General features: G+C 59.0%; 19 protein-coding genes. 14 read left to right on the forward strand and 5 right to left on the reverse strand.

Translation table 11 applies throughout. From position 1 onward, the window contains the following. Nucleotides 1-86 precede the first annotated feature (86 nt). The 13 genes from pyrH (at nucleotide 87) to lpxB (ending at nucleotide 12,800) form a co-directional block, all read left to right on the forward strand. Nucleotides 87-869, forward strand: a complete 783-nt coding sequence (pyrH, locus tag EOI86_RS08785; protein ID WP_127764691.1) for a UMP kinase — start codon at nucleotides 87-89, stop codon at nucleotides 867-869. A 115-nt stretch (nucleotides 870-984) separates the two neighbouring features. Then, complete coding sequence (frr, locus tag EOI86_RS08790; RefSeq protein WP_127764692.1) at nucleotides 985-1,542, forward strand: ribosome recycling factor; 558 nt, start codon at nucleotides 985-987, stop codon at nucleotides 1,540-1,542. A 38-nt stretch (nucleotides 1,543-1,580) separates the two neighbouring features. Next, on the forward strand, nucleotides 1,581-2,309 hold the full coding sequence (locus EOI86_RS08795; RefSeq protein WP_127764693.1) for an isoprenyl transferase: 729 nt from the start codon (nucleotides 1,581-1,583) through the stop codon (nucleotides 2,307-2,309). Next, the gene (locus tag EOI86_RS08800; protein WP_127764694.1) at nucleotides 2,263-3,105 is read left to right on the forward strand and encodes a phosphatidate cytidylyltransferase; all 843 of its coding nucleotides are present in this window, start codon (nucleotides 2,263-2,265) and stop codon (nucleotides 3,103-3,105) included. Before EOI86_RS08795 ends, EOI86_RS08800 begins: the two co-directional genes overlap by 47 nt. A gap of 31 nt (nucleotides 3,106-3,136) precedes the next feature. After that, nucleotides 3,137-4,330, forward strand: coding sequence for a 1-deoxy-D-xylulose-5-phosphate reductoisomerase (locus EOI86_RS08805; protein ID WP_127764695.1), 1,194 nt, complete (start codon nucleotides 3,137-3,139; stop codon nucleotides 4,328-4,330). 31 nt (nucleotides 4,331-4,361) lie between these two features. Then, nucleotides 4,362-5,477 (forward strand): RIP metalloprotease RseP, encoded by a 1,116-nt coding sequence (rseP, locus tag EOI86_RS08810; RefSeq protein ID WP_127764696.1) that lies wholly within the window; start codon nucleotides 4,362-4,364, stop codon nucleotides 5,475-5,477. Between the two features lie 80 nt (nucleotides 5,478-5,557). After that, complete coding sequence (gene bamA / locus EOI86_RS08815; protein ID WP_240035597.1) at nucleotides 5,558-7,927, forward strand: outer membrane protein assembly factor BamA; 2,370 nt, start codon at nucleotides 5,558-5,560, stop codon at nucleotides 7,925-7,927. Between the two features lie 101 nt (nucleotides 7,928-8,028). After that, nucleotides 8,029-8,514 (forward strand): OmpH/Skp family outer membrane protein, encoded by a 486-nt coding sequence (locus EOI86_RS08820; protein ID WP_161973752.1) that lies wholly within the window; start codon nucleotides 8,029-8,031, stop codon nucleotides 8,512-8,514. Nucleotides 8,515-8,523: 9 nt separating this feature from the next. Beyond that, entirely contained in the window at nucleotides 8,524-9,543 is a 1,020-nt protein-coding gene (gene lpxD, locus EOI86_RS08825; protein WP_127764698.1) for a UDP-3-O-(3-hydroxymyristoyl)glucosamine N-acyltransferase, read from the forward strand. A gap of 6 nt (nucleotides 9,544-9,549) precedes the next feature. Then, the gene (fabZ, locus tag EOI86_RS08830; RefSeq protein ID WP_127764699.1) at nucleotides 9,550-10,017 is read left to right on the forward strand and encodes a 3-hydroxyacyl-ACP dehydratase FabZ; all 468 of its coding nucleotides are present in this window, start codon (nucleotides 9,550-9,552) and stop codon (nucleotides 10,015-10,017) included. Beyond that, a complete protein-coding gene (lpxA, locus tag EOI86_RS08835) occupies nucleotides 10,014-10,817 on the forward strand; it encodes an acyl-ACP--UDP-N-acetylglucosamine O-acyltransferase (RefSeq protein WP_127764700.1) in 804 nt (267 codons plus the stop codon). Before fabZ ends, lpxA begins: the two co-directional genes overlap by 4 nt. Continuing rightward, the gene (locus EOI86_RS08840; protein ID WP_127764701.1) at nucleotides 10,807-11,625 is read left to right on the forward strand and encodes an LpxI family protein; all 819 of its coding nucleotides are present in this window, start codon (nucleotides 10,807-10,809) and stop codon (nucleotides 11,623-11,625) included. The genes lpxA and EOI86_RS08840 overlap by 11 nt, the downstream gene beginning before the upstream one ends. A gap of 8 nt (nucleotides 11,626-11,633) precedes the next feature. After that, nucleotides 11,634-12,800: a lipid-A-disaccharide synthase gene (gene lpxB / locus EOI86_RS08845; protein ID WP_127764702.1), complete on the forward strand. Its 1,167-nt coding sequence runs from the start codon at nucleotides 11,634-11,636 to the stop codon at nucleotides 12,798-12,800. An 80-nt stretch (nucleotides 12,801-12,880) separates the two neighbouring features. Here lpxB and EOI86_RS08850 read toward each other — a convergent pair whose 3' ends face one another. Together EOI86_RS08850 and gltX are read right to left on the reverse strand one after the other, a co-directional pair. Next, on the reverse strand, nucleotides 12,881-14,179 hold the full coding sequence (locus EOI86_RS08850; RefSeq protein WP_127764703.1) for a citrate synthase: 1,299 nt from the start codon (nucleotides 14,177-14,179) through the stop codon (nucleotides 12,881-12,883). 180 nt (nucleotides 14,180-14,359) lie between these two features. Continuing rightward, entirely contained in the window at nucleotides 14,360-15,754 is a 1,395-nt protein-coding gene (gltX, locus tag EOI86_RS08855; protein ID WP_127764704.1) for a glutamate--tRNA ligase, read from the reverse strand. A 170-nt stretch (nucleotides 15,755-15,924) separates the two neighbouring features. On the opposite strand from gltX, the gene EOI86_RS08860 reads away from it, so the two are divergent. Beyond that, entirely contained in the window at nucleotides 15,925-18,036 is a 2,112-nt protein-coding gene (locus EOI86_RS08860; protein WP_127764705.1) for a ComEC/Rec2 family competence protein, read from the forward strand. A gap of 29 nt (nucleotides 18,037-18,065) precedes the next feature. On the opposite strand, the gene lexA is transcribed toward EOI86_RS08860, so the two are convergent. The 3 genes from lexA to moaC all read right to left on the reverse strand — a co-directional run bounded on the left by lexA (nucleotide 18,066) and on the right by moaC (nucleotide 20,669). Further along, nucleotides 18,066-18,761 carry a transcriptional repressor LexA gene (gene lexA / locus EOI86_RS08865; RefSeq protein WP_127764706.1) on the reverse strand — a complete coding sequence of 232 codons (696 nt, stop codon included), beginning with the start codon at nucleotides 18,759-18,761 and terminating at the stop codon, nucleotides 18,066-18,068. Nucleotides 18,762-18,927: 166 nt separating this feature from the next. Continuing rightward, nucleotides 18,928-20,145: a molybdopterin molybdotransferase MoeA gene (locus tag EOI86_RS08870; protein ID WP_127764707.1), complete on the reverse strand. Its 1,218-nt coding sequence runs from the start codon at nucleotides 20,143-20,145 to the stop codon at nucleotides 18,928-18,930. Next, nucleotides 20,142-20,669 (reverse strand): cyclic pyranopterin monophosphate synthase MoaC, encoded by a 528-nt coding sequence (gene moaC / locus EOI86_RS08875; RefSeq protein ID WP_127764708.1) that lies wholly within the window; start codon nucleotides 20,667-20,669, stop codon nucleotides 20,142-20,144. Before moaC ends, EOI86_RS08870 begins: the two co-directional genes overlap by 4 nt. Nucleotides 20,670-20,691: the final 22 nt, after the last annotated feature.

Consider the following 20,691-nt stretch of genomic DNA (forward strand, 5'->3'; position numbering starts at 1 on the left):
TATGGGGCGGCCTGAATTGGCCGCCTCTTTTGCGATGTGCGGGTTGAGTGAACGAGAACGGCGGAACGACCGAGAGGGGATTCGGAATGACCTCGGCCAACGAACAGCTTGAGGCATCCATCGGTCAGGGGCCGGCGCCGGATAAGGCGCCGGCCCCTCTTTATCGGCGGGTGTTGCTTAAAATTTCCGGTGAAGCGTTGATGGGTGATCAGGATTTCGGGCTGGACCCGAGCATGGTTGGCCGTGTGGCGGCGGAAGTGAAGGAAGCCCTTGAGACCGGCGTGCAGGTTTGTCTGGTCATTGGGGGCGGGAACATCTTCCGGGGTGTTTCGGCGGCTGCCAGCGGCATGGAGCGTACGACGGCCGATTACATGGGCATGCTTGCCACGGTGATGAATGCACTTGGCATGCAGAGCGCGTTGGAGGCGATTGGGGTGCCGACCCGGGTGCTGTCGGCGATTCCGATGCAGACGGTTTGCGAGCCCTATATTCGCCGGCGCGCGGTCCGGCATATGGAAAAGGGCAGGGTCGTGATCTTTGCGGCTGGAACCGGTAATCCGTTCTTCACCACCGACACTGCCGCCGCATTGCGCGCTTCCGAAATGGATTGCGACGCGATGATGAAAGGGACCAAGGTCGATGGGGTTTACGATTCCGACCCAGTCAAAAACCCTGCTGCGGTTCGTTTTGAAAAACTTAGCTATATGGATGTGTTATCGCGCGATCTTAAGGTGATGGATGCGTCCGCGATCACGCTTAGCCGGGACAATGACATACCGATCATCGTGTTCTCGGTTCAGGAGCCTGGCGGCCTTGCCAGGGTGTTGCGCGGCGAGGGGCGGTATACGATAGTTACGGACCAAACTTAGAGTGCGGATAGTCACCTAATTCAGAGCTTTGGGGCCATAGGGGAGGCACCCGGATTTCAGGCGCGGCAAACGGCGCATCCGGGGCCACAAGAATACATTTTCGGGAGTTTCGTCGATGTCGGACTTTAGCCTGAAGGATCTTCAACGCCGCATGGATGGTGCGTTGGAAGCCCTTGCGCGTGAATTCATGGGGCTGCGGACGGGACGCGCCTCCACTTCCTTGCTCGAGGACATCAACGTCAATGCTTATGGCGGGGTGGTTCCCTTGAAGCAGGTCGCGGGCGTTAGCGTTCCCGAGCCGCGATTGCTGAGCGTTCAGGTCTGGGACCAGGGCGTAACCAAATCCGTCGAAAAGGCGATCAACGAATCCGGGCTGGGGTTGAACCCGCAGACCGAAGGGACCGTCATCCGCGTCCGCATTCCCGAGTTGAACGAAGAACGCCGTGCTGAGTTGACCAAGGTTGCGGGCAAATATGCGGAGCAGGCACGAGTGGCTATTCGCAATGTTCGGCGTGATGGACTCGAGCATCTGAAGAAATCCGAAAAGGACGGCGATATCAGCCAGGACGAGATGCACCGCGAGTCAGATCAAGTTCAGAAGTTGACCGACGAGCATATTAAAAAGGTCGACGACGCCTTGGCCAGCAAGGAAGAGGAGATCATGCAGGTTTGAGGCCGACGGTCGTTTACCTGTAGTTCCTTGGCAGCATAATGCACGAGACTCAGCCGCAAGATATTCCGACTCACCTTGCCGTCATCATGGATGGCAACGGGCGCTGGGCGCGTTCCCGCGGCCTGTTGCGAATTGAGGGCCATCGGAACGGCGTCAATGCCGTGCGGCGCACCATCGAAGGCGCTGCGGAAATCGGCATCCAATATTTGACGCTGTTCAGTTTTTCATCCGAGAATTGGCGACGACCGGAAGAAGAAGTCGGCGAGTTGATGAACCTTCTTCGCCGGTATCTGAAATCCGAAATCGCGGACCTGCATGCCAAAGGTATACGTTTCCGCGTGATCGGAGACCGGGCACGGCTATCAAAAGACATCGTCCGCTTGGTTGAGGAGGCGGAAAGCACGACCGCCGAAAACACCGGGATGACCCTGGTCCTCGCCTTGAGCTACGGCGGTCGGCACGACATCGCGGAAGCGGCCCGGAAATTGGCGACCTCCGTCTCCCTAGGCCTCATTCGTGCTGACGCGATCGACGAAACGGTCTTTGCCGCCCATTTGGGCACGGCTGGCATACCCGATCCGGATCTTTTGATTCGAACCAGCGGTGAACGGCGTATCAGTAACTTCCTGCTCTGGGAATGCGCTTATACGGAGTTTGTATTCCTGGATAAGTTCTGGCCCGATTTCGGCAAGGAAGACCTGCAACAAGCCGTGGACGAATATGGCAAACGCGAACGGCGTTATGGCGCAACCGCCGGAACCCGCTAGTAAATTCCGCGATCTAGTTCCCCGGATCGCCTCCGCTGCAGTGATGCTGCCGGCCGCCGGGTTTCTGATCTGGCATGGCGGCCAGGCATTTGCCGTGGCCGTTGTGGTCATCTGCGGATGGATGGCTTGGGAACTCGGACTACTGGCGCAGGCCGCCACGGTTATCGATAAGCTGTTGTTGGTAGGGGCGGAACTCCTCCCTTTGGCGCTGGTGGCTTTCGTTGCCTTTGATCAGGGACTGATCGCAGTACCCGTGGCTATCGCGGTTCTGGCCGGTATTCGCTTTGGTCTGGGCCGTTCTCTATCTTGGATCGGGATCGCTGGTGTCGCCTACATTGCGGCCGCCGGGATCGCCGCAATTTGGATGCGCCAAGCCGACGGTGGTGGCGATCTGTGGATTCTGTTGCTGCTGGTCGTAGTGGCCAGCGACGTGTCGGCCTATATTGTCGGCAGGATTGTCGGCGGACCGAAACTCGCCCCTGCGATTAGTCCGAAAAAGACATGGTCCGGTTCTATCGGTGCTTTGGCAGGCAGCGCTTCGGCCGCTGCGCTGTTCGGAATGACCGCCTCGCTTCCCATAATTCCGATGGTTGCGGCCGCGTTGTTGGTCTCCGTGGCATCCCAGATGGGCGATTTGCTCGAATCCTGGGCAAAAAGACAGGCAGGCGTTAAGGATTCAGGGTCTATTATCCCAGGGCACGGCGGCGCATTGGACCGTTTGGACGGTTTCCTTTTTGCGACGCCCATCCTGGCCTGCATCGCCCTCGCCGCGGGCGGACCGCCGGCGACATGGTGAGGGCGGAGACGGTTTTGAAAGATAATTCGGTATGACACAGCAAAAGTCGGTTTCGGTCCTCGGTTCCACCGGGTCGGTCGGTGGTAACACCCTGGATCTTGTTGGCCGATCGCCGGACAAGTACCGTGTCGCTGCCTTGACCGCCAATCGCGACGTCGAGGGCTTGGCCGCACAGATTGCGCAGTTCAAGCCGGAATTCGCCGTTATCGCCGATGCGTCGCTCTATGCGGCGCTAAAAGAACGTGTTGGTGGGACGGGTACCCAGCTTGCCGCCGGGCCGGACGCCCTGATCGAAGCCGGGCAATGGGCGTCGGATTGGGTTATGGCGGCCATTGTCGGTGCGGCGGGTTTGGCGCCTACGATGGCGGCTGTCCAACGCGGCGCGGCAGTGGCGCTTGCCAACAAGGAATGCCTTGTCTGCGCGGGTGATTTGATGATGCAGGCGGCACGGGCCGCAGGCGCACGACTTCTTCCGGCGGATTCCGAGCACAATGCTATCTTCCAGGTGCTGGAGGAGCGGAACCGGGACGGGCTTGAGAAGATTATCCTGACGGCGTCCGGCGGGCCGTTCCGCGACTGGACGACGGAAAGCATGGCCGCCGTGACGCCAAAACAGGCCCTCAATCATCCGAACTGGGATATGGGTGCCAAGATTTCCATAGATTCCGCCACGATGATGAACAAGGGATTGGAAATCATCGAGGCGCACCATCTGTTCGACATGCCGGAAGATCGGATTGACGTGGTCGTCCACCCGCAGTCGATCATCCATTCCATGGTTCAATATGCGGACGGATCGGTACTGGCGCAGCTTGGGTCACCGGATATGCGTGTTCCGATCGCGCACACGCTGGGTTGGCCCGACCGTATTCACGCGCCTGCGAACCGGCTCGATTTCACGGTTATGGGGGCTTTAACCTTCGAAAAACCGGACGAATCGCGATTCCCCGCCTTGCGGCTGGCCCGCCAGGCGTTGACTGCAGGTGGAAATGCGCCGCCGGTGCTGAATGCGGCCAACGAGATCGCGGTTGCAAGCTTCCTTGAAGGGCAGATTGGTTTCCTTGATATTGCGGCCCTGGTTGAAAAGGTTTTGACGGAAACGGTGCCCGCCGAGATCGGCAGCTTGGAAGATGCGATTGCCGCGGATGCGGAGGGCAGGGCCCGCGCTCGGGAATGTTTGGATAAAATGGCGCCTCCGCTTGCCGCGGTGGCGCAGACGTTTTGATAAAGACTAATTTCAAAAGGTTATTTTGATCATGGATCAATTGGTCGGCGATATCGGATACCTCAACTTCATTTGGGTTCTCTGTCTGCTGGTTTTCGTGCACGAACTGGGTCACTACGCCGTCGCGCGCTGGTGTGGCGTTCGAGTGGAGACGTTCTCCATCGGTTTCGGCAAGGAATTGTGTGGCTGGACGGACAGCCACGGAACGCGGTGGAAGATCAGTCTGTTGCCGCTGGGTGGATATGTGAAGATGTTCGGCGAGCATTCAATGCCAGCCGACCTGGAAGGCGGACCTGTCGAAATGACGGCGGCGGAGAAGGAAGTATCCTTCTCCCATAAGTCATTGGGCCGCCGGGCAGCGGTCGTCGCTGCGGGACCGTTCGCCAATTTCCTGTTCGCGATCGTGGTTCTTGCCGGCGTCTTCATGACGGTAGGACAGCCAACGCCGGGCGACTTCGTGACTGGGGGAATCGGTGGGGTCGTTGAGGATTCCGCGGCCGGCGAGGCGGGGTTCCAGGCCGGGGACCGTATATTGTCCATCGACGGCACGCCCGTTGGCGGGTTCGGGGATCTGCAACAGGCCGTTGTCGAGAGCGACGGCCAGGAATTACGGTTTGAGATTGAACGCGACGGGGCCGTTTCTTTCCTAACGGCGGCGCCACGCGAAGTGATGATTCCCGCCGAGGACGGATCGGAAGTTAAAACCTATCGGTTGGGCGTCCATGGCCCGGCGCCGATTTACGTCACATCAAGCGTTTTCGAAGCCGTCACAAAGGCAACTACGGAAATTTGGCGCATGATAACGCTCACCCTCGAATCCGTTGGTGAGATGATCACCGGTGATCGCGGAACGGAGGAACTGGGCGGTCCGGTGCGGATTGTTCAATTGTCGAATGATTTCGCGCAAATGGGTGCGCTGGCGCTGCTGCATTTCGCGGTCTTGCTATCCGTGAATCTGGGGCTTATCAACTTGTTCCCGGTCCCCATGTTGGACGGTGGCCATTTGCTTTTCTACGCAATCGAAGGCATCCGCGGAAAAGCGATGGGGGAAAAAGCTCAAGAATACGGGCTAAGAATAGGCTTGGCTTTGATTGTTGGCTTAATGGTATTCGTTACTGTGAATGATTTCATTCACTTGCCGTTGTAGTATACGACGAAATAGAAATAGAATCGTTACGACCGCGTTTATCTAACTGTGATCGCAGTCGCGGGTTTTGGGAGTAGGATGTGTACGTGCGTTTGCGTCGGCAGTTCCTGATCGCGGTGGTCGCCGCGGCCATTTTGGCCGTTTGTGCCGCTGGTGCCGGCCATCAGGCGCGTGCCCAAGTGCAGACGATCATTCCCCCGGCACCCGCCACGGGTGGGGAGACACAGCGGGTAACGCCGCAGCCGGTGCGCCCGGGCACCCCCGTCATCGAAGAAATTGTGGTGCAGGGATCTCAGCGAATCGAAACTGAAACGGTTCTTTCTTACCTTTCCGTCAAGGAAGGGGATCCGTTTGATCCATCCGCCATCAACCAATCCCTCAAGACACTCTTTTCGACCGGTCTGTTCGCCGACGTGACCATGCGTCAGGAGGGCAATGCCCTGGTGGTTCGGATCGTCGAGAACCCGATTATCAACCGCATCGCCTTCGAGGGGAACAAGCGCATCAAGGACGAAGCCTTGGATGCGGAGGTTCAATTGCGGCCTCGTGTCGTCTACACCCGGACCCGGGTGCAAAGCGATGTGCGTCGGATTCTAGACGTTTATCGCCGAAGCGGGCGCTTCGCCGCGACCGTTGAGCCGAAAGTCATTCAGCTTGAACAGAACCGTGTTGATTTGGTCTTCGAAATTTCCGAAGGGCCGGTCACGGACATCGAAAAAATCAGTTTCATCGGGAACAAATACTTCTCTGACAGTGATTTGCGCAGCGTCGTGGCGACCAAGGAATCGGCTTGGTACCGTTTCTTGAGCAGCGCCGATACCTATGACCCCGATCGCTTGACCTTCGACCGCGAATTGTTGCGCCGGCATTATCTGGCCAACGGATTCGTCGATTTTCGAGTCGTATCCGCGGTGGCTGAACTCAGCGAGGACCGTGAGAGTTTTTTCATCACGATCACTGTAGAGGAAGGGGAACGGTTCAAGTTCGGCACATTCAATGTCGTCTCTCAAATCGTCGATGTCGAAGCCGAACCGTTGAAGGAATTCATCGAACTTGAAACGGGCGAGTACTACGACGCGGATGCGGTGGACGATGCAATTCTGCGGCTGACCGACGCGGTGGGCGAGCAGGGGTATGCCTTCGTCGATGTTCGTCCCTTGGCGGAACGTGATCGTGAAAACCTCGTCATCGATTTAACCTTCCAAATTGGCGAAGCACCGAAAGTCTATGTTGAGCGTATCGACATCCGGGGCAACGTTCGGACATTGGACCGCGTCATCCGTCGGGAGTTCCAATTGGTTGAAGGCGACGCCTTCAATTCATCCCGCCTGCGGCGCAGCCGGGACCGCCTTCGCGCGCTGGGTTTCTTCAGTAATGTGGACGTAAACAACGTCCCAGGGACAACGCCCGACAAAACCGTAATTGAGGTGGATGTAACGGAACAGTCTACCGGGGAAATCACGCTCGGCGCAGGTTTTTCGTCTACTACCGGTGCTTTGGGTGAAATCGGCATCCGGGAGAGAAACCTGCTGGGGAAGGGCCAAGACCTGAACCTTCGCCTGATCGTTGCGCAGGAAGAATCGGGGCTGGATCTGTCATTCACCGAACCATATTTCCTGGACAAGGAATTGTCCGGCGGTTTTGACCTGTTCCACCGGGTCCGAGACAACCAGGACGAAAGTTCCTTCGATCTCCAGGAAACCGGTGGGGCGCTTCGCGTCGGCTACGACATCAACGATGATTGGCGGCAAGGGGTGTTCTATCGGTTGAGCCGGCAGGACATTCAGGACGTCGACGCCAACGCATCGCGTATCATCCGCGATCAGGAAGGTGTGTCGACCCGGTCGATCATTGGACAAACGCTGACCTATGACAAACGCAACAGCCGCGTTGATCCGACCGACGGGTTTATTGTCGCTCTCGGAACGGATTTCGCAGGTCTTGGCGGCGATGTCACCTATGGCAAGACGACCCTGGAAGGTACATTGTACCATCAGTTTTCGGACGATATTCTGGCCAGCATCAATGGCGAAGTCGGCTACATCGTCGGTATCGGCGATGATGTCCGGATCAACGACCGATTTTTCCTTGGTGGTGACAGCCTTCGCGGTTTTGAGAATGCCGGCGTTGGTCCGCGGGATTTGGCGACGGATGATTCCCTTGGCGGTCAGCAAATGGCCCGCGGGTCCGTTGAAGTCCTGTTCCCTGTCGGGCTACCCGAGGAATTCGGTATCAAAGGCGCAGTATTCAGCGATTTCGGTACCTTGACGGAGATTGACGATACCGGCGCGTCCCTCGTCGATACCGGGTCAATCCGTGCTTCGGTCGGTGTCGGTGTCAACTGGGTTTCGCCCTTTGGGCCAATTCGTGTGGACTTCACCCAAGCCTTGGTAAAGGAAGACCACGATGAGACTGAATTTTTCCGCTTTAGTTTTGGAACCCGTTTCTAGGGTTCAAGGAGTTTCAAATGTCACGGTCGATTAGGGCGTACCTATTCGCAGTTGGGCTTGTATTTGTTTTTGCTGTTTCCGGAGTTTCCCACGCGCAACAGATGCCTACGCCGGTCATCGCGGTGATCGACGTTGGGGCGGTTGAACGGCAATCCGTTGCCTGGCAAAGCCTCCGCGACCAGATTGAAGGCCGGCGGGCCGAATTCCAATCTCAGTTGGAATCAGAACAGCGTGCCCTGGAAGAGGAGCGCACCGCGCTGTTGTCGCAGCAAAATGTTCTGGCACCCGATGTATTCCAGCAGCGCCAACAGGAATTTCGGAAGAAACTTGGAGAACTGCAGGGCGTAGCGCGTCAGCGCAAGCAGGAGCTGGATCGATTATACGCCTCTGCCCGCCGCCAAATACGCGAGGCATTGCGCGAGGTCGTGGTTGAGATCGCGCAGGAACGCGGAATCAATTTGATGCTGAACATGTCCCGTGAAGATCGCACTGTTTCCTACGTGGATGCCAAGTTGTTGGTAAGCGATGAGGCCCTTGAACGGTTGAATCAGCGTATTCAAACGGTAGACCTGTCCAAACAGCAGTAAGGGTCCGTGATGGCTGATCCCCGTTTTTTCCAAAGGCATGGCCCTTTCACCCTCGGTGACCTCGCCAAGATTGGTGAGGCGGTTCTGCAGAGCCCTGAGAGCGGCAGCAAAGAGATTCGGGATATCGGAACACTGACCGATTCCGGAGAGGATCAGATCAGCTTCCTGGATAATCGGAAATACGTATCGGCATTCAGCCAGACGGAGGCCGGTGCCTGCGTTGTCGCACCGCGGGATGTGGAAAAAGCCCCGGCTGATTGCCGCCTGCTTGTCAGTGATGCGCCGTATCGCAGTTTTGCCCTTATCGTACAGGCTTTTTATCCATTGCCCGCCACCGTTCCAGGCATTCACCCATCGGCCGTCATCGCCGACTCCGCGAAACTTGGGGACGGTATATGCGTCGATGCAGGCGCGGTGATCGGGGAGGGCGCCTCTGTCGGGGCAAGGACGCATATCGGCGCGAACGCGGTGCTCGGCACCGGGATCACCATTGGCGCGGACGGGCGGGTTGGAGCGAATTCGACATTGGAATGCTGTGATGTCGGGGAACGCGTCCAAATTCATCCCGGCGCGCGGATCGGAACGCGTGGTTTCGGCTTCGCAATGGACCCGCGCGGACATGTGGAGTTGCCGCAACTGGGCAGAGTCGTCATCGGCAATGATGTTGAGATCGGCGCGAATTCCACAATCGACCGCGGCATGGGGCCGGACACAGTGATCGGCGACGGGACCAAGATTGATAATCTTGTACAGATCGGGCACAACGTGCGCCTCGGCAAGCACTGTGTCCTCGCAGGGCAAACTGGCATCGCCGGCAGCGCTGTCCTCGAAGATTTCGTGATATGTGCGGCGAAAGTTGGAGTTGCCGGTCACTTGACCATCGGCGCGGGGACCAGAATCGCTGCAATGTCCGGTGTAACCAAATCCGTCCCTGCGGGGTCCACCTTTGCCGGCGTGCCAGCCGGAGAACATAGAAATTGGCTGCGCAAGAACGCGCTGCTGAATCGCATGGTAAAAGAACAGGAATAACGAACGATGGCGGAATCGGATACGGCGACATCCCAAACCATTGAAATCAACGAAGTGATGAAGCGGATTCCGCACAGGTATCCGTTCCTGATGGTGGACCGCGTCGTCAATTTTGTGCCTTACGAAGGCGCGATTGGAATCAAGAACGTTTCGATCAATGAACCTCATTTCCAGGGACATTTTCCGGAACGTCCAATCATGCCGGGTGTCTTGATCGTCGAAAGCATGGCGCAGACCGCCGGCGTGGTTGTCGTTTCCTCTCTCGGCACCGATGCCGAAGGAAAGCTCGTCTACTTCATGTCGGTCGAAGAAGCGAAGTTTCGCCGTCCCGTCGAACCCGGGGACCAGTTGCAAATCCACGTCACTCGGAAGCAAAACCGCGGCCCGGTCTGGAAATTTGAAGGCCGCGCCACTGTTGACGGCACCCTCGTGGCTGAAGCGGTCTTCACCGCCATGATCAAGGACGCCGAATGACCGGTACCATTCACCCAACGGCGGTCGTCGACCCGGCCGCGACCCTTGGCGCGGAGGTCAACATCGGCCCGTATTGTATCGTCGGTGCCGACGTCACTCTGGGCGACCGGGTCGTATTGCATTCCCATGTCGTGGTCGACGGGCGGACCGAAATCGGGGAGGGGACGGAAATTTACCCCTTCGCGTCCATCGGTACGCCGCCGCAGGATCTGAAATACAAGGGTGAGCCCTCGCGTTTGATCATAGGCAAGAACAATCGGATCCGCGAACACGTGACCATGAACCCGGGCACCGAAGGTGGCGGCATGGAAACACGTGTCGGCGATAACGGTCTGTTCATGGTCGGCGCCCATGTGGCCCATGATTGCATTGTCGGCAATAGCGTCATCATGGCCAACAACGCGACGATTGCAGGTCATGTCGTATTGGAAGACTTCGCGATCATCGGCGGCCTTTCCGCCGTTCATCAATTCGTTCGAATCGGCAAACACGCGATGGTTGGCGGCATGTCGGGCGTTGAGAACGATGTGATACCATATGGCTCCGTCATGGGCGACAGGGCACGGCTTAGCGGTTTGAACATCGTCGGCTTGAAGCGACGGGGTTTCGGCAAAGATGATGTTCACGACCTTCGCACAGCCTATCGGATGTTGTTTGCCGATGAAGGTACAATGGGCGAGCGGGTGCAGGACGTGGCCAAGCTGTTCGAGGCGAATTCGGGGGTGATGGAAATCGTCGAGTTCATGGCAGGAAGTTCTTCCCGCGGTATTACCCAGCCAAAAAGCGGGCATGGTGACTAAGCTCGGCATTATCGCGGGCGGCGGCGATCTTCCTTTGCGGATTTGCGAGGAATGCGAGGAATCTGGCCGGCCCTTCTTCGTCGTGGCCATTGAACATCAGGCGGATATCGACCGCCTGTCCCGGTTTCCACATGCGGTCATTCGCATAGGAGCGGCAGGCAAAGCCCTGAAATTGTTCAAAAAAGAAGGCGTCCGGGACCTTGTCATGGCAGGCAAGGTCAGCCGACCGAGCTTGGCCCAATTGCGGCCTGATGCGGAAGCGCTGAAGTTCTTCGCAACAGTAGGCAAGGGCGCCGGCGGGGACGACGATCTATTGACCCGCGTCGCCAACTACTTTCAGGACAAACATGGGTTCAATGTCATCCCGATTGGCGAGGTGCTGGGCCCTACCGGCGTGGCGGCAGGGTCCTTGACCACGACGAAGCCCGATGCCGCCCAACAGGCGGATATCGACCGTGGCCTGTTCGTACTGAAAACATTGGGGCCCGCCGATGTCGGCCAGGCCGTAGTCGTTCAGGAAGGTATCGTGCTGGGCGTGGAGGCGATTGAGGGAACGGACGCCCTGATTGAACGGTGCGGAAACCTGAAACGCCCGGGACCCGGCCCAGTCTTGATCAAGATCGCCAAGCCGGGACAAGACAGTCGCGTCGACTTGCCGACGATTGGGGAGCAGACGGTTGAACGGGTCTCTGCCGCCGGGTTTTCCGGGATTGCGATCGAAACGGATCGCACAATAATCGTCGACCAGGCGCGTACTGTCGCCGCGGCCGACCGCGCGGGCATATTTCTTACGGCCATCGACCCCTGAACGCCATCATGTCGACGGAAGCATCCCCCGTGTTGTTCCTGGTAGCCGGTGAATCGTCAGGGGACGCTTTGGGTGCCCGCTTGATCCGCGCTCTTCGCCGTTTGACGGGTAATAGGGTGGAGATCCATGGCATCGGCGGCCCGCTGATGGAGGCAGAAGGGCTTCGCAGCCTGTTCCCTATGTCCGAATTGTCCGTCATGGGGCTCTTGGAGGTTTTGCCTCATGCCAGGCGGATCATGGGCCGGATGCGTCAGGCGGCCAAGGCGGTCGACGATTTGCAGCCCGACGCGGTCATTACCATCGACTCGCCAGGATTTGCCCATGGTTTCGTCACGAAAATCAAGACGCCTGGAATTCGAAAGATCCACTATGTCGCACCGACGGTATGGGCCTGGCGGGCAAAACGGGTCCATAAGTTCAAACGCCATTTCGACCATCTGCTGACATTGCTGCCGTTTGAACCGCCGTATTTCGAGGCCGTCGGGCTGAAGACGACATTCGTCGGCCATTCCGTCCTCGAATCCGGCCTGAAAGAGGCGGATGGGAATGTGTTTCGCCAAGCCCATGGGATCGGCCAAGACAAGACGGTGATCGCCGTGCTGCCCGGTAGCCGGTTCGGCGAAGTCAGCCGGCATATGGCACCCTTTCGGGCGGCAATCGAAGGACTGATGGCCAAGGGCAGGGACTTCGTCTGTGTTCTACCCACCGTGCCCCATCTGAGTGACCTCGTGACCGAATTGGCGGCCGATTGGCCGGTACCTATTTCAATCGTCATCGGGGAGGCCGACCGGTTTGGTGCGATGAAAGCCGCACAGGCCGCCGTGGCGGCGTCCGGCACGGTATCCCTGGAGCTGGCATTGGCCGAAACACCGGCGGTCATTGCCTATCGCATGAACAGCCTGACGCATTGGATCGTGCGACGCATGGTTAGTATCGATCATGCGAGCCTGATAAACATCATGGCCGTCATGGAAGGGCGCGACCCGCCGATACCGGAGCGGCTTCAACGCGACTGCCGTGGGGATCTGTTAGCAGCAGACCTGGACGCATTGCTTGGTCCGGAAGGGGAACGGCAATTGGCCGCCTTGGCGCCCGGGTTGGATGCATTACGGCCCCCTGACGGCGTAACGCCCAGCGAAGCCGCAGCGCGGGCGGTCCTGAAAGACATTGCCTGATCGGGAACGAATAGGCGGCTTGAAGAATCAAAAAGGGCGGTGCCGTAGCACCGCCCTTTTGTCTTGAAACCCGGAAGATCTTAACGCTTGTCGATCGGCGTAAAGGGGAGTTCCGTGTTGCCTTTGTAAAGTTGGCGCGGACGACCGATCTTTTGCGACGGATCGGTGATCATCTCATTCCACTGCGCCACCCAGCCCACAGTACGGGCCAAGGCGAACAGCACGGTGAACATGCTGGTCGGGAATCCGATCGCCTTCAGAATGATGCCGGAATAGAAGTCGACATTCGGGAACAGCTTGCGCTCGACGAAATAGTCGTCGTTGCGGGCGATTTGTTCCAGTTCCTGCGCCAGTTCGAGCAGCGGATCGTCCACGCCCAATTCGGCCAAGACTTCGTCGGCGCTCTTCTTCAGGACCGTCGCACGCGGGTCGATGTTCTTATAAACCCTGTGACCGAAGCCCATCAGGCGGAACGGATCGTTCTTGTCCTTCGCCTTTTCGATGAATTTCGGAATGTTGTCCTTGTGCCCGATCTCGGCGAGCATGTTGAGGACCGCTTCGTTCGCGCCACCATGCGCGGGGCCCCACAGGCAGGAGATACCGGCCGCGATGCAGGCGAACGGGTTGGCGCCCGAGGAACCGGCGATGCGGACCGTCGAGGTCGAGGCGTTCTGCTCATGATCAGCATGCAGGATGAAGATCCTGTCCATGGCCCGCGCGACAGTCGGGCTGATCTTGTACTGCTCCGCCGGAACGGAGAAGGTCATGTGCAAGAAGTCTTCCGCATAGGACAGGTCGTTGCGCGGGTAGATGAAAGGCTGACCGACGGAATACTTATACGCCATGGCCGCGATTGTCGGCATCTTGGCGATCAGGCGGTGTGACGCGATCATCCGCTGCTTCGGATCGGTGATATCGGTCGAGTCGTGGTAGAAAGAGGACAGAGCCCCGACAACGCCGACCATAACGGCCATCGGATGCGCATCGCGGCGGAAACCGCGGTAGAAATTCAGCAGCTGTTCGTGAACCATCGTGTGATAGGTGATGGTCTGCTCGAAATCTTCCTTTTCCTGCTGGTTCGGCAATTCGCCGCGCAGCAGCAAATAGGCGACCTCCATGAAGGTGCAGTTTTCAGCCAGATCTTCGATCCGGTAGCCGCGGTGCAGCAGAATGCCTTCATCGCCGTCGATATAAGTGATTTCGGATTCACAGGAACCCGTGGACGTGAAACCCGGGTCATAGGTGAAGTAACCCGTTTCGGCATACAATTTACGGACGTCGATGACCTTGGGCCCCGTCGTTCCGTCCATCAGGGCAAAATCGTAACTTTTCCCGGTGGGATGATCGACAAGGGTCACGTAGTTTTTATCTTCAGCCATTCCAGCCTCCTTTATCTCCGAAGTATGCCTCGGCCCCCCCACCCACACTTTCGGGGATAGTTCCGTGGCTGGTCGCAGCTATGCTGCAACGCATAAACAGCGACGCTTTTATACGCTGTGGCCCGTTCGGACGCAAATAGTGGCGCGGTGTTGGGATAGGGAAACAGTGTGTTTCGGTAGTTACGATTGTGCAGCCGCAGCACGGATCCGCGCCAAGCTCTCTTCCTTGCCCAATACCACCATGATTTCGAAGATGCTGGGGGAGATGTTCGACCCCGTCAGCGCCGCGCGAAGCGGCTGCGCAATCTTGCCCAGGCCCAATTCACGTTCCTCCGCCCAGCCACGCAAAGCCTCCTGAAGACTCTCTTCCGCCCAATCCTCATAGCTTTCAAGGAACTCAGCCGCATCGCCCAGCAGTTTCGGGGCATCGCCGGCCAGCAATTTGGCGGCCTTCGGGATCTCGAGCGGGAAGGTCGGTCGGCTCAAGTAAAATTTAGCACTTTCAGCCAGTTGAGCGACTGTTTTTGCGCGCTCTTTCAGCCCCGGCATGCCGGCTGTAAGCAGTGAAACGCCTGCATCATCGACATCGCCGATTTCCTTGGCGGCGAGAGCGGCGAGACGCGCGTCATCGGCTTGCCGAATATAGTGGCCGTTCAGGTTTTCAAGCTTTGCGAAATCAAAACGGGCAGCGGATTTACCGACGGCGGGAAGGTCGAACCACTCGACGGCCTGATCTTGGCTGATGATTTCTTCATCGCCATGTGCCCAGCCGAGGCGGAGCAGGTAGTTGTTTATGGCTTCCGGCAAGTAACCCATGTCGCGATAGGCATCGACGCCGAGTGCGCCATGGCGTTTTGACAGTTTGGCGCCGTCCGGCCCGTGGATAAGCGGGATATGCGCGAATGTGGGCACATCCCAGCCGCAGGCGACGAACAGCTGATATTGCCGGAAAGCGTTGGTCAGATGGTCGTCACCGCGGATGACATGGGTGACGCCCATATCGTGGTCGTCAACGACGACGGACAGCATATAAGTCGGCGTGCCGTCGGACCGAAGCAGGATCATGTCATCCAACTGAGCATTGCCGATGGTGACATCGCCTTGAACCTCATCGGCAATCGTCGTCTCGCCGGTTTGCGGCATCTTTAGCCGCACGACGGGGTCGACACCGGCCGGCGCTTCGGACGGGTCCCGGTCGCGCCAAGTGCCGTCATAACGCATGGGCCGGCCTTCGGCCTTCGCCTTTTCACGCATAGCCGCCAGTTCTTCCTGCGAACAATAGCAGAGGTATGCCTTGCCTTCCGCCAGCAACTCCTTCGCGACCGCGGCATGGCGGTCGGCGTTCTTCGACTGAAAGACGACATCGCCGTCGGGCATCAGACCTAACCAGTTCAAGCCGTCGAGGATTGCCTCAATGGCGTCCTGGGTGGAGCGGGCGCGGTCGGTGTCTTCGATGCGCAGCAGATATTTCCCGCCGTGATGGCGTGCGTAGAGCCAGTTGAACAGGGCCGTCCTGGCGCCCCCGATATGCAGGAAACCGGTTGGCGAGGGGGCGAAACGCGTGACGACCGTCATGGGATACTCCGCAGGGAACTTTGGGAACTGGGTTTGTGACCACCGAACAAACACCCGGAAAGACGGGTTCACGGCGACGCCGCGGGGTGTAGCATAGCCGTCCGGATCGGGAAATTGTTTTGAACCGGGGCCGTGCGGGTGTAACGCGAGGTGAGGGGTGAAGGGATCCGATGATCGGTTTCCGCGAGAGTTGGCTGAAGGACCGGGAGCGGTGGTTGCTCTGGACGCCCGTCTTTTTGGGGGCCGGGGCGGCCGCCTACCTGACAGCGGGACAGGAGCCATGGCCCTGGATCGGTGGCGCAGTTGGGCTATCTGCCGTGATTCCGTCGTTATTTCTGCGCGGACGGGACGAAACCTTTGCCGCAACGCTTGCCGCTATTGCCCTGTTTGCCCTGGGTTTTCAATTGGCCGCATACCGCTCCGAGAGCGTGGCGGGACCGGTGTTGGAGCACCGAACCGGCGCAGTCGAAGTAATCGGCATTCTGCGGGATCTGGAGAATCGCGGCGCACGCGCGCGCCTGACGATTGCGGTCGAAGGAATTGAGGGATGGTTCGGTACGTCCGTGCCGGATACCGTTCGTGTCACGATCGCGGATAGGTCGGTCGGGGATATTGCCGTCGGTGACCGAATGGCCGTGCGCGCCGTTTTGCGCCCACCGGGCCGGGCGACGCATCCACACGGGTTCGATTTTCGCCGTTGGGCCTGGTTTAAACAGCTGGGCGCCACCGGATACGCGATCGGAACCCCTCAGGTTCTGGGCATTTCCGAAGAACTCTCCCTTCAAACCGGTCTGCATGCGGTTCGACGCTCGATCGCGGCAAGGATACGGGCAGCGGTACCCGGCGAGGCCGGGGATGTCGCTGTGGCGGTCATTACCGGCGACCGTGGTGGTGTCTCGGAAGACACATTGAACGCCATGCGGGATTCCGGCCTTGCGCATTTACTGGCAATATCCGGCCTGCATTTGGGGCTGGTGGCAGCCACGATCTTCTTTCTCGTGCGGATGCTCTGTGCGCTCTCGGAATCCTTGGCGTTGTACCATCCAATCAAGAAATGGGCGGCGGGTGCGGCTCTGCTGGGAAGTTTCGCCTATCTGCTAATTTCCGGCGGCACGGTCCCGACGGTGCGGGCTTTCATCATGACTGGCTTGGTTCTTTTGGCCGTTATGTTCGACCGTCAGGCCATTTCCATGCGCCTTGTCGCCGTTGCGGCGACAGTCGTCCTGCTGCTGCGGCCGGAATCCGTGATCGGTCCAGGGTTCCAGATGTCTTTTGCGGCCGTTGTTGCCTTGGTGGCGGTGTATGAAACCTACGGCAAGCGGTTCCATGGCGCATTTGAAGGGTTGGGCCATGCCGCCGGGCCGGTTCGCTATGCGGCCGGCGTCCTGCTCACCACACTGATCGCGACCTGTGCCACTTTGCCATTTGTTTGGCATCATTTCGGACGGATCGCGACCTTGGGCATACTGTCCAACCTGTTGGCGGTTCCCCTGATGGCATTCCTGATCATGCCGATGGCCCTGATCGGTGTCGTCGCAATGCCCTTTGGCCTGGAGGGGCCGTTTTTGGGCATCATGGGCTGGGGAATTGAACAGGTTCTATGGATCGCGCGGATGGTTGCGGCCTGGGATGCCGCCCATGCCAGTTTTCCGACGCTGTCCGGCACGGCGGTGGCGACCATCGCCTTTGGTGGACTTTGGCTGGCGTTGTGGCGTGAACACTGGCGGATATTCGGGATAGCCTTCGTCCTGTTGGGTGTATTGTTGTTTCCGCTGCGCCAAATGCCGGACATCTTGATTTCAGAATCGGGGCGGCTGGTGGCCGTGCGGCAACAGAATGGGGACTTCAGCTTCAGCACCACGCGGAAGGAGAGTTTCGTACGCGACAGTTGGTCCGGTAGCTTCGGCATAGAGAACGTCGCCGCGGGCGCGCCTTCCTGGCCAGGGCCTGCGGGTCGGTGTGACAGCCTTGGATGCACCGTAACCCGGAACGGTACCATTGTCGCAATTACCTGGGATCCACGCAGTCTTGCCGCTGATTGCCGGCGGGCGGATGTCTTAATCGCGGGTTTTCCGGTACGGCGGCAGGCATGCACGGGGCCGGAGCGCGTGATCGACTTCTTTGCTCTGCGTCGTGGCGGCGCGCACAGCGTGGCACTTGAACAAGACGGTTTGCGGGTCGATATGGTCGACCCGCCGGGCCGGTCCCGGCCTTGGGCTCCAGACCCGTGGGAAGACGTCCCTTGGGCGGTGCCGGATCAGCCGGACTATTGGGAAGACTAAGCCGCGCCCTTTGAACAAGCCCTATGGCGTTAGTATCGGCGCAGCAGGCCGACAAGCCGTCCTTGAACATTGACCTGTTCGGGCCTGTAAATTTGCATCTGGAAGGATTTGTTGGCCGGTTCCAACCCCACTTGGCCCCCAAGGTGGCGGAACCGCTTAAGGGTCACTTCCTCCCGATCCACAAGGGCGACGACGATCTGACCTTCATCGGCTTTCTCGCCCCGTTCTATGATCACGGTGTCCCCGTCCAGAATACCGGCATCGATCATGGATTCCCCATCGACCTCCAGGGCGTAGTGATCGCCACGGCCGAGCAGGGCCGCTGGCACCTCCACATGGGCGGCATCGTCCCGCAGGGCTTCGATCGGCGTACCGGCGGCGATCCGTCCATAAAGCGGCAATTGCACGGAATCCGCCGACCCGCGGACCGTTGAGGCATGTGTGCCGATTTCACGCTGGCGAATGTCCTCGACGCGGCGGTTCCGGATCGGCAAATTCTCCGGTTCCGTATTCTCGGGAAGGCGAACAACTTCCAACGCGCGGGCCCGGTGGGGCAGGCGCCGAATATAGCCGCGTTCTTCCAAACCGGTGATCAGCCGGTGAATGCCTGATTTGGACTTCAGGTCCAGCGCCGACTTCATCTCATCAAATGAGGGGGATACACCGGTTTCCTGAAGTCGGTCATGAATGAACGTCAGAAGATCATATTGTTTGCGCGTCAGCATTCGGCCTCTCACCGCCCGATCGGCATCCTGGGACACGGCATCGGGGCATCTGTTTCGTTGACAATATGTTCATGCACCAGGCACGAACAAAAGTGGAACGCAAGGTTGTTCTACTTGTGTTCTTTTTCGATGTCAACGCCTTGGCCGCAAAGGTTTAGAGCCGGTTTTAGAGGCTCATCGCGCTGCCCGGAATGCGCAGGCAACGGACAGGCGCGCCTTTGGGGAGCGGTTCCGCGTGGGGTTCCCGTATGACGAGGCAGTCCGCCTGCTGCAACAAACGCAGCATGGAACTGTCCTGCTTCTCGAAGGGCGAGGCGGTGAGCGATCCGTCCGTACCCTGTATGAGTGAGGCGCGGAGGTAGTCCTGACGCCGGTCGTTTTGCTTCAGGTCCACGCCGCAAAGGGCTGTGAACTCTTGATCTTCCAGACTGGCGTTCTGGCCCAGCATGGCGCGTATCGCGGGCGCCATGAAGATCGTGGCGCAGACGATGGTGGACACCGGATTGCCGGGCAGCCCCAGCATAAGCGTATCGCCCATGGACCCGAAGATCAGCGGCTTGCCGGGGCGCATGGCAATCTTCCAAAAATCGACCTCCAACCCGTGTTCGCCGAGAACGGATTGAACTAGATCGTGTTCACCGACGGAGGCGCCACCGGTGGTGACCAGCATATCCGCGCCGCGCGCGCCGGCGGCCAATGTCTTCAGGGACTCGGCATCATCCGTGGCGATCCCCAACAGAACCGGTTCCCCGCCCAGAACTTCGACGGCGGCGGCCAAGGCCAGTGAATTGGAACTGACGATCTGATTGGGGCCGATCTGGTCGCCCGGCATCACCACTTCATCACCCGTCGCCAAGATGGCGATGCGTGGCCGACGGCGGACCATCAGCCAAGGCCGGTTCATCGCCGCCGACAGCCCGACATCGCGGGCGTTGAGGACCTTACCGGTCTTCAGCAGCGTTTCGCCTTCGGAAAAATCCAGGCCGGCGGCACGCACATAAGCGCCTTTGCGGGTGGTTTCCTTGACCGTCACCGTATCGCCGTCGCGGTCGGTGTCTTCTTGAATGACGATCGTATCGGTTCCGGGGGGCAGGGGTGCGCCGGTGAAGATCCGCGCGGCTTCGCCAGCCTGCAAAGGTGTATCATGAGACGCACCCGCCGGGATATCCGCGATAACCTTCAGCGACGCGGGGACCGAGGCGACATCAGCCGCGCGCACCGCATATCCGTCCATGGCGGACATGGCCGCGGGCGGTTGAGTCCGCCGTGACGTCACATCGGCAGCGAGGGTTCGCCCCAAAGCGTCCCTCAACGAAACTTGTTCCGCCGGTTGGACGTCGATTGCCGCGAGAATACGGCTAAGGGCTTCTTCGACCGGGATCACGAGCGGCCTCCCGCAGGCCTATCAGCTCGGTATTCACCGGACTTTCCGCCGGCCTTGTGCATCAGTTGGATGGCGTCGATGACCATGCCTTTATCCACGGCCTTGCACATATCGTAGACCGTCAATGCCGCCGCGGAGACCGCGGTCAACGCTTCCATCTCCACCCCCGTCTGACCGGTGATCTTGCAGGTGGCTTCAATCTCGACCGCGCTATCCGCCTCGTTGAGGGTGAGGTTCACCTTGACCGACGATAGCGCAAGCGGATGACAGAGGGGGATCAGGTCCGGCGTCTTTTTCGCCGCCATGATTCCGGCCAGTTGGGCGACGGCCAGGACATCGCCCTTTTTGAAGCCGCCTTCTTTGATTTTCAGAAGCGTATCCCGCTGCATCACAACGCGGCCCTGCGCTGTGGCGGTACGCGCGGTGGTTTCCTTGGCCGAGACATCGACCATCACGGCGTTTCCGTCGGCATCGAAATGCGTGAAGCGGTTTCCGGCGTTGGTGTCCGCATCCTTGGCACTCATGGCCATCCCCCCGGAGTCAAAG

Origin of the sequence: Hwanghaeella grinnelliae (assembly GCF_004005845.1) — a bacterium.
Classification (GTDB): Bacteria; Pseudomonadota; Alphaproteobacteria; order UBA8366; family Aestuariispiraceae; genus Hwanghaeella; species Hwanghaeella grinnelliae.